We start from the raw sequence: 14,041 nt of genomic DNA on the forward strand, positions 1-14,041 counted from the left end.
TAAAACCCGTTACTCTCTGAGTTAGCGGGTTTTTTTATGGGCTAGAAATAAAGTATTATTGTAAACGTTTTAATAATGACCGGGAGCCTGTTTGCTTTATGATAAAAAAACTACTAGTTCTTATTTCTATAGCTTATGCTTCAGGTCTTTGGGCTCAATTGGGAGGGCGGTCAACCTATCAATTTCTTAATTTAGTATCTTCTCCTAAACAGGCTGCGATGGGAGGTAAAGTAGTAACAGATTATAGTTACGATCCCACAGCTGCATTATTTAATCCTGCGACTATTAATGCAGCGATGGATAATCAACTTTCACTTAATTACGTCAACTATCTCGCAGATGTGAATTACGGTACCGCAAGTTATGCGTATTTGTATGACAGGCGTACGCAAGTCATTCACGCCGGAGTTACCTATGTTAATTACGGAAATTTCTCGGGATATGATGAGCAAGGTAATGCGACATCAGATTTTAGCGGTGGGGAAGTAGCGTTGTCATTAGGCTACGCATATAATATTCCATATACCGATTTATTTATAGGAGCAAACCTAAAGTTGATATCCTCTAAATTAGAACAGTATAGTTCCCTGGGAGGAGCAATAGACTTGGGTTTTATCTATGTAAACGAAGATATAAATCTTAATATAGGAGGCGTGGTGCGCAATCTGGGAACGCAGTTTACGGCTTATGATGCAGTTTATGAAAAGCTTCCGTTAGAGATTGATATAGGAATTTCTCAACAACCTGCACACGTACCGCTACGCTGGCATTTTACCTTAGAAAATCTCCAAAACTGGAATCTTGCATTTGAAAATCCTAACAGGGCAACTTCAGATTTAAATGGAAATTCAACGCCAGAAACAATACGTTTTTTTGATGAGGCCCTTCGGCATATGATCATAGGAGCAGAATTGTTTCCAGATAAAGGTTTCAATATTCGTGTGGGATACAACCTGCGCAGAGCAGAAGAATTACGGATTCTAGATCAGCGTAGTTTTGCAGGTCTTAGTGCCGGTTTTTCTGTTAAGTTTAATAAATTGCGGCTTAGTTACAGCTACGCCAGATACAACAGCGCAGCGAGTTCAGGATTTTTTGGTTTAAATATGGACTTAAGGTAAAGCAAGGCTCTGTTCTAATAAGAGCTACATTCTAATCTTCAATCTTAAAAATTTGAAAAAGATAACTATAGCCATTGATGGCTTCTCATCTACAGGTAAAAGTACAGTCGCAAAAATGCTGGCTAAAGAATTAGACTATATTTATGTAGATACCGGTGCGATGTATAGAGCTGTAACCTTGTTTGCAATGCGGAAACTTTTTATAAAAGATGGGCATTTTGATAAAGAAGGATTAATACGTAATCTGTTTTTAGTATCCGTAAATTTTAAATTGAATCCGGTGACAGGGATTGCAGATGTTTATTTGAATAACGAGAATGTAGAAAAGGAAATTAGAACTCTAGAGGTATCTAATTTTGTTAGTCCTATTGCTGCTATTTCTGAAGTGCGCCAACTCCTTGTTCAAAAGCAACATGAGATGGGAAAAGAAAAGGGTATCGTGATGGACGGTCGCGATATAGGAACTGTTGTTTTTCCTGATGCAGAGCTTAAGGTATTTATGACTGCCAGCGCAGATGAGCGTGCTCGCAGACGTTATGATGAGCTCATCGCTAAAGGTGATGATGTAAGTTTTGAGGCGGTTTTAGAAAATGTGCAAAAGCGTGATCGGCTTGATACTTCACGCGAAGATTCTCCACTTGTGCAGGCAGATGATGCTATATTATTAGACAATACATACACTAATATAGAAGATCAGTTTCATATACTTCTTCAGTTAGCGAAAGACCGTATTTACGGAAGGTGCTAGCAATTAGGTTCTAAACCATTTATGGAAAAAATTAAGCTTAGCAAAAGCCTACTCTATTTAATGGCTGTAGGCGCCGGTCTTGTAGTTGCTAATAATTATTACAATCAACCACTTCTTAATTTAATGGCTAAAACTTTTGAGGTAACCGAGTCTCAGGTAAGCAGAATTCCGCTTGCTACTCAATTGGGTTATGCGTTTGGTCTATTATTTATCATTCCGCTGGGCGATAAATTTTCAAGAAGAAAAATTATACTTTTTGATTTTATAGCAATCATAGCTGCCTTGCTTGTAACAGCTATTGCTCCATCTTTGTGGATACTTACAGTCTCTAGCTTTCTTATAGGTTTTACCTCTGTAGTGCCTCAATTATTTGTGCCTATGGCTGCAGAATTAGCTACAGAAGAAACCCGAGGAAAGGTAATAGGTATTGTTATGAGTGGTCTTCTAATAGGAATTTTAGGAAGTCGTTTTTTAAGCGGATTGATTGGGGAATACTATGGTTGGCGTATTATGTATTATCTAGCAGCCGGAATCATGGTTGTTTATGCCACTTTACTATATTATAAGCTGCCTAATGTTGTAACAGATTTTAAAGGAACCTATGCAGAATTGATGCGCTCTCTGATTAATATCATGAAGACGAAGCCCGAAGTGCGCATTGCTGCCATACGTGGTGGTCTCGCTTTTGCCGGTTTTAGTGCATTTTGGACTACGCTGGTTTTTCTTATGGAAACCAACTTTGGTTATGGTAGTGCGGTATCGGGTATGTTTGGATTGCTGGGGATGATAGGTGCTTTAGGCGCTGCTCTTGCAGGAAAATTAAATGATAAATACAAACAAAAAAAACTTGTTTTAATCTTTTCGGCACTATTAATTTTATCGTGGGTCGTTTTTCAGTTTTCCGGAAATTCAATTATTGGTCTGGTTATAGGTGTTCTGCTTGTAGATTTTAGTTTACAATCGCTGCACGTTACCAATCAAAACATCATTTTCTCAAAAAATCCTGACGCCAGAAATCGGGTGAATACCATTTATATGGTAGGTTATTTTATAGGCGGTGCGTTTGGTACTGTTGCAGGTGCTTATGCCTGGGAGCATTTTCAATGGATGGGTGTTGCCACCCTGGGTCTGGTGTTTTCAATCCTAATCTTAGTATTTAATACCATACTAAAATCTGAGTAAGCTTTTTATTACACCTTTTCTTTATTTAATAGCATTACTCCATTCCTTAAGACTGCGATCATAACTGAACCGTACACGTACCGTGTTAAAGTCATTCAAAGTGCTCTAAATTATTTCAATTTCATCAAGAGTTATACAAATCCTATCAGTTCTCCTAAAGTATTTATAAGATGTACTTAAGGCTTTGCTAAAACAACTAGATGCAGAGCGTATGTTTTTTAATTTTATATCAGAAAATAAAGATAAAACTGAGATAGTATCAAAATCTACAGAATTATCTATTGCTAACATAAAAGAAAAAAGATGAGTACAGAAACTGCGGACAAACCAAAAAATAAGAATTCAGAATCTAAACAAGAATTTCTGAAAACTATAAATCCGGCTACAGGAAAAGAATTGAATCAATATGAGATGATGAGTGATGATGAGGCCAAAGAAGCCGTTGAAGCATCACACAATGCATTTTCTAAATGGAGACATGTATCGTTAGAAAAACGTGCTGAACATATTAAAAATATTGGCAAAAGTTTTAAAAAGAATAAAGATAAGCTCGTTAAGCTAATGACGGCAGAAATGGGTAAAATGCTGAGTCAGGGAGAGCAGGAAATTGATCTTTGTATTGCTATCTGTGATTATACGGCAGAAAATGGACCTAAAGAATTACAAGATGTAAACAGAACGCTTCCTGATGGAGGTAAAGGATTAATTACATATTCTCCTTTAGGTGTTATCTATGGTATTCAACCCTGGAATTTTCCAACTTATCAGGTAGTCCGATATACTATTGCCAACTTAATGGCAGGAAATAGTATTTTATTAAAACATGCCGAAAACGTAACCGGCTCTGCTTTGCTTATTAAAGAAATTTTAGATGAAGCCGGTCTTCCTGAAAACTTATTTACAGTATTGCGTATTAGCCACGATCAATCTGATGCTATTATAGATAATGACCATGTACAGGGAGTTACACTTACTGGTAGTGGGGCAGCAGGTAAAATTATTGGAGAGAAAGCTGGAAAAGCTTTAAAGAAAATGGTACTAGAATTAGGTTCTAATGACGCATACCTTGTCTTAGAAGATGCTGATGTCGATACTGCAGTTAAATGGTGCATACAAGGTAGAACTTATAATAACGGAGAAACCTGTGTTGCCGCAAAACGATTTGTGGTTACTGAAAAAGTATATGACGAATTTAAAGAAAAGTTTGTTGCCGGAATGAGCGCGTTGAAAGTAGGTGATCCTACAGATGATTCAAATGATATGGGCCCTATGGCACGTAAAGATTTGCGCGAAAAATTACACGAGCAAGTTGAAGAGAGTGTAGAAAAAGGAGCAGAAATTCTTTGTGGAGGAAAATTACCTGAAGGCGAAGGTTATTTTTACCCTGCTACTATTTTAGGAAACGTAACTCCGGGGCAACCTGCATATGATGATGAATTGTTTGGACCTGTAGCTTCACTTATTAAAGCCAAAGATGACGAGGATGCAATGCGTATTGCAAATGATAGTCGATTTGGTTTAGGTGGTGGTATTTTCTCTAAAGACGAGAAGAAAGCTTTTGAACTTGCAAAAAATCATTTTGATACAGGTATGGTATTCATAAATAGCTTTGGCGTTGCACAGCCCAATATGCCATTTGGTGGAGTGAAAAACTCAGGATATGGTAGAGAACACGGTGGGTTCGGTCTTAAAGAATTTGTAAATGAAAAAGCAATAATGAGTCTTGAAGGCTAATAATAGATAGCAATTTATAAATTAAAAATCCCTCTTCTAGATACCTAGAGGGGGATTTTTTCATTTTAATCGATTTAGAATCCAATTAGAATAAAAGTTTAAAACTTCTTCTTTGTTAAGTTCGTTATGGGTCTCGTGTCTCAATCCATCCCAAAGCTTTAGTGTAATTTGATTAGGATGTCTTGAGGCCAAAATTTGGGAAGCCCTATATTTTGTAATGGTATCTGCAGTACCATGTGCTAATAAAATGGGTGTTTGAAAGTCAAATTTTTTATCCATTAGATAAACACCATTATCATTTAATGCAAAATACATACGTATTGAAGCTATGCTGTGCACTAAAGGATCATTTAAATAGTTCTGACCTATTGTAGTGTCTCGAGATAGGGCATTAGGATCAAGTTTTGCTTTCTGAGTTTTATTTAGTCCAAGGCTTAAAAGTGTTCTTGCAATCACCACTTCAAAAGCATTTGGTTTTTTTACCAGATCTAGCCAGGGAGAAGTGATAAGTGCTCCGGCAGGAGGTAGCGAGGTTAATAATAAGTAGCGTAAAACAATACCACCACCCATACTGTGACCGTAGATAAAAACGGGTAAACCCTCGTTTTCGAGAACTGCTTTTTCATAGATATAGTCAACGGCAAGTATAAAATCTTGTAATGATTGTACAACCCCTGGTTTACCGCTAGATTTACCGTGACCCGGTAAGTCTATAGCGTAGCAAGAAATACCGCAGGTGTTAAAATGACGGGTTACGTGCTCGTATCTTCCCAGATGTTCTCCAAAACCGTGAATAAGACAAACGACAGCTTTGGGATTTGCAACCCTCCAGGATTTGCCAAAGAGCTCATGTCGTGAGGTTTGCCCTTGAAATGTTTCGGTAGAAACTTCTTCAAACATATTTTTAGTTTAGGACTTTAAAATAAGAAAACTTTGCGTAATTTTGCACACCTTTTAGCAATGTTAGGAAGCATAAAAGGACTTCGATATCGGTTTTAATCGGTATGTGTTGAAAACAAATGAATTAAACCTCTTTTATGGTTTTGTGTTGTTTAGCTTCCGCGAAAGCGTAAAATACAAATTATTAATCAGCAATGGCTGAAGAAAACCAAAATCCGGAAACTGCTCCTGCAGTTGAAGAAACAAGCACTGCTCAAGCAGCAGCGCCAAAAAACTACAAAAGCGCTTCTCAAGAAAATCCTGAGAAATTTCTAGAAGAATTTAACTGGCACAACTACGAAGAAGGAATTGATCCTATCGACGATGAGAAGCTAAGTGAATTTGAGAAATTAGTAGCTGAGAACTTTGTAGATACTCTTGATGATGAAGTAGTAGAAGGTACAGTAATAAACATTACAGATCGTGATGCTATTATTGACATCAACGCAAAATCTGAAGGTGTAATTTCTCTTAACGAATTTCGTTACAACCCAGATCTTAAAGTAGGAGATAAGGTAGAAGTATTAATAGATGTACGTGAAGACGCTACAGGTCAATTAGTTCTTTCTCACCGTAAAGCTCGTGTGATTAAGGCTTGGGATCGTGTAAATAAAGCGCACGAAGAAGGTACTATTGTTACTGGTTTTGTAAAAGCACGTACTAAAGGTGGTATGATCGTAGATGTATTTGGTATAGAAGCTTTCTTACCAGGTTCGCAAATCGACGTTAAGCCTATTCGTGACTATGATGCTTATGTGAATAAAACAATGGAATTTAAGGTTGTTAAAATCAACCAGGAATTTAAAAACGTTGTTGTTTCTCATAAAGCGCTTATCGAAGCAGATATTGAAGAGCAGAAAAAAGAAATCATTGGGCAGCTTGAAAAAGGTCAGGTACTTGAAGGTACTGTTAAAAACATTACTTCTTACGGAGTATTTGTTGATCTTGGAGGTGTTGATGGTTTGGTACACATTACAGACCTTTCTTGGTCTCGTATCAACCACCCGAATGAGATAGTTGATCTTGATCAGAAATTAAACGTGGTTATTCTTGACTTTGATGAGGATAAAACACGTATTCAACTAGGTCTTAAACAACTTAAGAAGCACCCATGGGATGCTTTAAGTGAGACTTTAAGCATAGGTGATAAAGTAAAAGGTAAAGTAGTGGTAATCGCAGATTACGGTGCTTTTGTTGAAGTAGAAGAAGGAGTAGAAGGTTTAATCCACGTTTCTGAAATGTCTTGGTCTACGCACCTGCGCAGCGCTCAGGATTTTGTAAATGTTGGTGACGAGGTAGAAGCTCAAATTCTTACTATGGATCGTGATGAGCGTAAGATGTCTCTTGGTATCAAACAATTATCTCAAGATCCTTGGACAGATATTACTTCTAAGTATCCTGTAGGATCACGTCATACCGGTATTGTACGTAACTTCACTAACTTTGGTGTATTCGTAGAATTAGAAGAAGGTATAGATGGTCTTATTTACATCTCTGATCTTTCTTGGACTAAGAAAATCAAACATCCATCAGAATTTACAAACATTGGTGATAAGCTAGAAGTTGTAGTTCTTGAATTAGATGTAGATGGTCGTAAACTAAGTTTAGGTCACAAACAAACAGAAGAAAATCCTTGGGATAAGTACGAAGATGATTTCGCAGTAGGTACAAAACATACTGGTGTAATCGGAGACGTGGTTGATAAAGGAGCAACTATCGAATTTAATGAGGATATCGTGGCATTTGTGCCAGGTCGTCACTTAGAAAAAGAAGATGGTAGCAAGTTAGGAAAAGGTGATAAAGCCGAATTCCAGATCATTGAGTTTAATAAAGACTTTAAACGTGTAGTTGCATCGCATACTTCATTGTTTAGAGAAGAGGAAGCTAAGATTGTTAAGCAGGCAGCTAAGAAAGCAGCTGACACAGCAGCAGCTAGTGCACCTACTTTAGGAGATGCAAATGATGCTCTTGCAGCACTTAAAAAGAAAATGGAAAATGGCGGTAACTAAGCCTTAACATTTTAAAGATAGAAAGCCCTTTAACGTAAGTTAAGGGGCTTTTTTTATGGCGTTACCTCACTAAAAAAAGTGAGGTCAGGCTTTACGTTTCAATTCCTCATAGCCTTCACTACCGCTTCGGCAATTGCGGGATTTTCACTGCAATCCCTAACGCAAGTCCAAGAGATTTAGTTATTTTTGAAGGCCTGTAATTAAAACTATATTTTCCTATAAAGTAAGTTATACCTGGCTTAGCATAGGAAACAAGAAATTAAATTAAATCATGAATTATATCCTTTTTGACGGCCCTGTTCGCAATCAATTATTGCCTTTAACCTTTACAAGACCTGTGGCAGATTTGCGTATTGGTATTTTAACCATTAGAGAAAAATGGGAGAAGCATTTAGGAAGCACCACTTCAACAGTAACGGAAGAATATCTTGCAGATAAATACCCAATGGTAGAATTTGAAAATAATATTATGATCAATGCTGCCTATATTCCTACTTCAGCTTTATTAGATTCTGTTTTTGATTTAAGGCCTATGCAAGCGTTATTTGACGGGGAAGATGTGGTGGCTTTTTATACGCAGGATACACAGGAGGAAATAGATTTTGATGCATACGAGCAACTAGAATTAGATCAAAAAGCTCTTTTTAAGATTGAACACACATGGGATTTGTTTAGTAAAAACCATAAAGCTATTCAGCTAGATTACGAGTTGCTTACAGAAGAACGTGAATCCTTGAAAATTCCGAAGAATGTACAGGTAACTAATCCTGGTAATATATTTATTGAAGAAGGAGCTAAAGTTAATTTCTGTTCTTTAAATGCTTCCGAAGGTCCTATTTTTATTGGTAAAGATGCTGAGATAATGGAAGGCGCCTTAATACGTGGGCCTTTTGCATTATGTGAAGGTGCGATTGTGAAAATGGGAGCAAAGATTTATACAGGCACTACTATAGGACCATATTGTAAAGTAGGAGGTGAGATTAATAATTCGGTTTTAATGGCCTATTCTAATAAAGGGCACGATGGTTTTTTGGGTAACTCAGTATTAGGTGAGTGGTGTAATATAGGAGCAGATTCTAATAATAGTAATCTTAAAAATAATTATGAAGAAGTGCGTGTTTGGGATTATGAGACCGAAGGTTTTGCCAAAACCGGACTTCAATTTTGTGGTCTAATAATGGGCGATCACAGTAAATGTGGAATCAACACAATGTTTAATACCGGCACGGTAATAGGGGTAAGTGTTAATATATTTGGTCCTGGTTTTCCTCGTAATTTTGTACCCTCGTTCTCCTGGGGTGGTGCGAGTGGTTTTACAACGTATAAAACAGAAAAAGCATTTCAGACCGCAAAATTAGTTACAGAACGCCGAAACATACCTTTTGATGAGCAGGAAGCGGCAATTCTGGAACATGTATTTGAGCAAACAGCTAAATATAGGAGGTATTAGTGCATCGCTGAAGCATCTACCTTACCAGCACCTTTTTTAAGCATAAGTACAAATGGGACACATATTAAAAATAGGATTCCCAGACTCAAGAAAATATCCATATAGGTAAGAACAGTACCTTGCAATGTTATTTTGCCTTCAAGTACCTGATATGCGCGGTCTAAAGCCTCATTAAAGCTAAATCCTTTACTCATAAACATTTTCTGCAATCCATACACCTGACTTTGAGTTTGTGTATTTACGGCGCTAATATTCGGTAATAAATCTACACGGTGTTGTTGATTAAAGCGGTAGATCATTGTGGTTATGATTGCGATTCCGAAGGAGCCTCCTAACTGGCGCATCATTCCTGTAAAAGCTGCACCTTCACCTATCTCTGCACCTTTTAAAGTTGACAATGCCAAGGTTGTTATGGGTACAAACAAAAGTCCTAAACCAACGCCTCTTAATACTAAAGGCCAAAACATTACTTCAGAAGCAGTATCTGGTGTGATAATATTGTGCATCCAGAAGCTAAAGAAAAAGAAACCAATAAAACCAAGAGCAACCAGATATTTTGGAGAAACTCCACGCTCTAGCAACTTACCTATAATAGGCATCATGATTCCTGTAGTTATTGAACTTGGAATGAGTAACAAACCGGCATCTGTGGCCGTCCACCCTAAAACAGACTGTGTGTATATGGGTATTATAAATGTTGAGCCATAAAGACCAAAACCTAAAATAAAGGTCATTATGGTACCCGTCCATAAATTAGTGTTTTTTAGAACCCGTAGGTTAACAATAGGATTATCGTAAACCAATTCTCGCCAGATAAAGGCTAATAATCCAAATGCGGAAACAATACTTAGCGTAATAATAAGGTTGTTTTCAAACCAGTCATCTTGTTGCCCATGTTCTAAAACAAATTGTAAAGAACCTATAAAAGATGCAAGAAAGATAATACCCCACCAGTCAACCTGGCTTGCTTTTAATTTTGTTCCATACTTAGGGCTTCTCACATATATAATAGTTAAAATGGTAGCGATAATTCCTATAGGTATGTTAATGTAGAAAATATAGGGCCATGAAAAATTATCAACCAGATAACCACCTAATGGAGGCCCCAATGTAGGACCTACGATAACGCCCATACCATAAATTGCTTGAGCCATCCCTCTTTTTGCCATTGGGTAACTTTCAGTAATAATGGTTTGTGCGGTAACCAATAAAGCACCACCACCTAAACCTTGTATAAATCTAAATGTTACTAGTTCCCAAATATTTGTTGCGTTTCCGCAGAGAAAAGAGGAAAACGTAAATATTACAATTGAAACCGCAAAGTAATTTTTACGACCAAATTGCTTACTCAGCCAGCTGGTCATAGGTATGATAATTACGTTTGCAATAGCATACGCAGTAATTACCCAGGCAACATCTGTTAGGGTAGCTCCTAAACTACCACGCATGTCGTTAAGAGCAACGTTTACGATTGTCGTATCTACGATTTCTAAAAGGGCGCATAATATTGCGGTAATTGTAATAATCACCCTTCTAAAGCCATATTCTACTAAGCTGTCTTCTTCTTCAATTGCTACTGCTGCCATACTATTATTTCAAATGAACATCTACGTTGGCATTCATACCTGTGCGTAAACGTGCTAATTTTTCAGTATCGTTGTTTGTTGTAAAATCTATTTTTACAGGTAAACGTTGTACTGTTTTTACAAAGTTTCCGGTTGCATTATCAGGTGGTAGTAATGAAAATCGAGCACCTGTGGCCGGAGAGAAGTTTGTAATAACTCCTTCAAACTCTTCATCAGGATATGCGTCAATCTCGATGCCTACTTTTTGACCCACCTTCATATCGCTAAGTTGGGTTTCTTTAAAATTGGCAACTACCCATTTATCTGTTGTATTTACTAAATAGAACAGCGCCTGACCCGGTTGTACAAATTGACCTCTTTGTATTTCTACAGCAGAGAGTTGCCCGTCTATAGGAGCTGTAATAACGGTATAATCAAGACTGAGTTGAGCAGCATCTACCATTGCCTGAGCACTTTTTACATTTGCTTCAGCAACTGTTACCTGCTTTTTAGTAACATCTGTTTGCGAGTATGCAGCAGAGTTCTGACTTTGTAAAGCTTTTTGCTGATTCTTTAAAATAGAAAGATTTGCTTCAGCTTCCTGCATCGCAGCCTGAGCCTGCTCAAATTGTTGTGTGGTTATACTTTTGTTTTCGTAAAGGTTTTTATACCTGTTGAAGTCATTAGTCGCACGACCTAATTGAATCTTCGCAGTTTCAATACTTCCTCTTGATGACGATACCTGTGCACTTGAAGCAGAAGCATTAGCCTGTGAAGAACCTATTGTAGATTCTGCTATGCCTACCTGGCTTTGAGCGGCGGCAAGTTGTGCTTGTGCTTGTTCTAATTTTACAGTGTAATCTCGTTGATCAATAACAAGAATGGTGTCTCCTTTCTTTACAAATTGATTATCTGTCACGTAGATCTTCTCAACATAACCTCCTACGTGTGGTATTATTGAATTCATATTAGCTTCAACCTGAGCATCGTCTGTTTCTTCATGAGAAAGCGAGTGTATAAACTTAATTGTACCGTATGTTACACCTATTACCAGTAAAACTGAGATAATAGCAATAAACTTTTTGTTGGTTTTTTTCTTTTGTTCCATTTTATTTAGCAGAATTAATTTTTAGAAAATTGATTGGTAAGCACACCTTCAGCACTTAGTAATTCGTAATATTTTTGGGTAATATCTGCCTTTGCGTAAGCTAGATTTATTCGGGTTTGCAGTTGTTGTACATCTGCTTCCAACAGATCGTTAGTATCAGAAAGACCATTGTCGTATTTGTCTTTAACAATACGGTAGTTTTCTACTGCTTGCTCTTCAGAAACTTTATAAACTTCAAGCGTATTTAATGCCAGATTATATTCTTCTAAAGCATTTTTTGCATTTACTTCGGCCTTAGAAGTCGCTAAATCAAATTTGTAGCTTAGTTCCTCTGCTTTAGTTTGTGCTAATTTTACTTCGGCTTTTGATTTAAAAAGTGATGATAGATCGTAAGATATACCCACTCCTACATTCATCGCGTTGGTTACAGTTAGGGCGTTATTGATATCTAATGCCGTGTAACCACCCAGAAGTGCAACCGAAGGCATGTAATCACCTTTAGCAACTTTAATTTCATCTTGAAGCGCTTCTTGCTGATAGTTTAAAGCCTGAAGATCATTGCGTTTTGAAATGCTGGGTAATGTAGTTGTTACAGGGGTGAAAGGGCTTACATTAGTTTCTATAGCAGTATCTTCAGGCAATTTTAGTAACGCATTTAAATTATAATTTAAGATGCGTGCATTTTTTATAGTATTTGCAAGCGTCAACTCAATATTTGCTTGCTGTAATTGAGCTTTAAGAAGGTCGTTACGAGCCAGTAAGCCGTTTTCTTCCATTGCTGAAAAATCTTTTACGCGCTGAGTTGCACTTTTCAGGTTATCTTCTACAAGATCTACAGAGGCGTTAGCCTTATATAATTGCAAATAAAGTTTGACGGCATCTAAGGCTAATTGTTCCTGAGCGTTAGCTGCACTATAAATAGCTGCTTGCAATTGATTCTCTTTAGCAGCAATACTATTCTTAATCTTAAAACCCGAAAATAAAGGCATTGAAACATTAGCAGCGCCTAGCAACAAACCATTAACATTATTAGGTTGTGTGGTTTGTGCAGTGCCTTCAGAACCAGAATCTGTTGTTGTAATGGGTATTTGTAGATTTATATTTGGCGTAGTTAGGTATTGATATTGTCCTGAAATTTTTACATCTGGGTACTGTAAATTTTTACTAATTGCTAGTGCGCCTTTAGCAATGTCAACTTGTGAATTGTTAATTTTAGATGCGTCACTAGTATGGAGTGCTATGGTAACCACTTCCTCTAGTGAAAGTTGTTTTTTTTCTTGAGCCTTAAGAGATATTGCACTTAAGAGTACAAAGAGACTCAATAGGATATGTCTAATTTTCATATTTTAATAGGGCTTTAATCAAATTTTGTAAATGTGTTGTTAGCGTGGTTTCTATATAGTTTTGAATTTTTGACTCGGTACTCAAATCGTAAATACCTTTGAAGAATTCAATATTATAATGAAAGTGAAAATAGGTGCCTATGAGTGTAGGCAGCACTAATGAGATTTCTACAGTCTTTGAAAATTTGCCAGCATCCTGACCGCGCTTTATAAAATTTTCTAAGGTTTTAAAATTGTCTTTTTTTTGAGAAATATACTGGTCTAGTTGTATACTACGATTGTTATTAGATGATTCAGAATGTATAATCGTATAAATACGTCTGTTTGCGTGAATACGCTTGATCATCATCGCAATTATTAAATCTATACGTTCAAAAAAGGAAATAGAATCATTAGCTATTATGCCAAGAAGATCTCCCTGAAAATTGGCCATTCTATACACCATAAGAACCTCAAGTAATTTTTCTTTAGATCCAAAATAGTAAGAGATCATAGCGATATTAATATCTGCTTCTTTAGCTATTTGACGTACGGATGTACCGTCAAATCCCTGCTCTGAAAATAGTTTTTCTGCTACTTGTATGATCTGAAGTTGTTTCTCATTTAAATCCATACGCTAATATTAGTTAACAAAATTAAACAATTGTTTAAATTAAACGTTTGTTTAAATTTAAATTGATTTATTTTTAACTTATATCGTTTTCGTGGCTAGTTGTACATCTCTGCGTAAGTTGTAATGAATTCGTATCCCGAAAAATGATTGTCAAAAAAACTTAAAAATTGATCGCCTTCAAGTTTTTAAGTGATTTATAGATATAAGATTCAAACAGAAAAAACGATAGCGA

The 14,041-nt window shown here is 36.7% G+C and carries 11 protein-coding genes; 6 read left to right on the top strand and 5 right to left on the bottom strand.

Annotated elements, in window-relative coordinates; translation table 11 throughout:
- The first annotated feature begins 98 nt into the window (after positions 1–98).
- The 4 genes from porQ to P164_RS02170 all read left to right on the top strand — a co-directional run bounded on the left by porQ (position 99) and on the right by P164_RS02170 (position 4,782).
- Entirely contained in the window at positions 99–1,118 is a 1,020-nt protein-coding gene (gene porQ / locus P164_RS02155) for a type IX secretion system protein PorQ (RefSeq protein WP_028374839.1), read from the top strand.
- Between the two features lie 52 nt (positions 1,119–1,170).
- On the top strand, positions 1,171–1,866 hold the full coding sequence (gene cmk / locus P164_RS02160) for a (d)CMP kinase (protein ID WP_028374840.1): 696 nt from the start codon (positions 1,171–1,173) through the stop codon (positions 1,864–1,866).
- Positions 1,867–1,887: 21 nt separating this feature from the next.
- Positions 1,888–3,048: an MFS transporter gene (locus P164_RS02165; protein WP_028374841.1), complete on the top strand. Its 1,161-nt coding sequence runs from the start codon at positions 1,888–1,890 to the stop codon at positions 3,046–3,048.
- A 303-nt stretch (positions 3,049–3,351) separates the two neighbouring features.
- Positions 3,352–4,782 (top strand): NAD-dependent succinate-semialdehyde dehydrogenase, encoded by a 1,431-nt coding sequence (locus P164_RS02170; protein ID WP_051621144.1) that lies wholly within the window; start codon positions 3,352–3,354, stop codon positions 4,780–4,782.
- Positions 4,783–4,842: 60 nt separating this feature from the next.
- Here the strand turns inward: P164_RS02170 and P164_RS02175 are convergent, their stop codons facing one another.
- Positions 4,843–5,682, bottom strand: a complete 840-nt coding sequence (locus P164_RS02175; RefSeq protein ID WP_051621147.1) for an alpha/beta hydrolase — start codon at positions 5,680–5,682, stop codon at positions 4,843–4,845.
- Between the two features lie 194 nt (positions 5,683–5,876).
- On the opposite strand from P164_RS02175, the gene rpsA reads away from it, so the two are divergent.
- Positions 5,877–7,730: a 30S ribosomal protein S1 gene (gene rpsA / locus P164_RS02180; RefSeq protein ID WP_028374843.1), complete on the top strand. Its 1,854-nt coding sequence runs from the start codon at positions 5,877–5,879 to the stop codon at positions 7,728–7,730.
- 271 nt (positions 7,731–8,001) lie between these two features.
- The gene (locus P164_RS02185; protein WP_028374844.1) at positions 8,002–9,180 is read left to right on the top strand and encodes a GlmU family protein; all 1,179 of its coding nucleotides are present in this window, start codon (positions 8,002–8,004) and stop codon (positions 9,178–9,180) included.
- On the opposite strand, the gene P164_RS02190 is transcribed toward P164_RS02185, so the two are convergent.
- From P164_RS02190 to P164_RS02205, 4 genes are read right to left on the bottom strand one after another with little or no spacing between them, the layout of a single operon-like run.
- Positions 9,177–10,766, bottom strand: coding sequence for a DHA2 family efflux MFS transporter permease subunit (locus P164_RS02190; RefSeq protein WP_028374845.1), 1,590 nt, complete (start codon positions 10,764–10,766; stop codon positions 9,177–9,179). The two genes, P164_RS02185 and P164_RS02190, sit on opposite strands and share 4 nt — an antisense overlap.
- Before the next feature lie 4 nt (positions 10,767–10,770).
- Positions 10,771–11,853 carry an HlyD family secretion protein gene (locus P164_RS02195; protein WP_028374846.1) on the bottom strand — a complete coding sequence of 361 codons (1,083 nt, stop codon included), beginning with the start codon at positions 11,851–11,853 and terminating at the stop codon, positions 10,771–10,773.
- A gap of 14 nt (positions 11,854–11,867) precedes the next feature.
- Positions 11,868–13,196: a TolC family protein gene (locus P164_RS02200; RefSeq protein ID WP_028374847.1), complete on the bottom strand. Its 1,329-nt coding sequence runs from the start codon at positions 13,194–13,196 to the stop codon at positions 11,868–11,870.
- Entirely contained in the window at positions 13,186–13,809 is a 624-nt protein-coding gene (locus P164_RS02205; protein ID WP_028374848.1) for a TetR/AcrR family transcriptional regulator, read from the bottom strand. Before P164_RS02205 ends, P164_RS02200 begins: the two co-directional genes overlap by 11 nt.
- Between the last annotated feature and the right edge of the window lie 232 nt (positions 13,810–14,041).

Source organism: Leeuwenhoekiella sp. MAR_2009_132, from assembly GCF_000687915.1.
Taxonomy (GTDB): domain Bacteria; phylum Bacteroidota; class Bacteroidia; order Flavobacteriales; family Flavobacteriaceae; genus Leeuwenhoekiella.

What these genes read in the sequence shown, in the direction of transcription:
- P164_RS02190 (WP_028374845.1), bottom strand. Translation starts at nt 10,766, where the DNA reads ATGGCAGCAGTAGCAATTGAAGAAGAAGACAGCTTAGTAGAATATGGC.
- P164_RS02195 (WP_028374846.1), bottom strand. Translation starts at nt 11,853, where the DNA reads ATGGAACAAAAGAAAAAAACCAACAAAAAGTTTATTGCTATTATCTCA.
- P164_RS02200 (WP_028374847.1), bottom strand. Translation starts at nt 13,196, where the DNA reads ATGAAAATTAGACATATCCTATTGAGTCTCTTTGTACTCTTAAGTGCA.
- rpsA (WP_028374843.1), top strand. Translation starts at nt 5,877, where the DNA reads ATGGCTGAAGAAAACCAAAATCCGGAAACTGCTCCTGCAGTTGAAGAA.
- P164_RS02185 (WP_028374844.1), top strand. Translation starts at nt 8,002, where the DNA reads ATGAATTATATCCTTTTTGACGGCCCTGTTCGCAATCAATTATTGCCT.
- P164_RS02165 (WP_028374841.1), top strand. Translation starts at nt 1,888, where the DNA reads ATGGAAAAAATTAAGCTTAGCAAAAGCCTACTCTATTTAATGGCTGTA.
- P164_RS02205 (WP_028374848.1), bottom strand. Translation starts at nt 13,809, where the DNA reads ATGGATTTAAATGAGAAACAACTTCAGATCATACAAGTAGCAGAAAAA.
- porQ (WP_028374839.1), top strand. Translation starts at nt 99, where the DNA reads ATGATAAAAAAACTACTAGTTCTTATTTCTATAGCTTATGCTTCAGGT.
- P164_RS02170 (WP_051621144.1), top strand. Translation starts at nt 3,352, where the DNA reads ATGAGTACAGAAACTGCGGACAAACCAAAAAATAAGAATTCAGAATCT.
- P164_RS02175 (WP_051621147.1), bottom strand. Translation starts at nt 5,682, where the DNA reads ATGTTTGAAGAAGTTTCTACCGAAACATTTCAAGGGCAAACCTCACGA.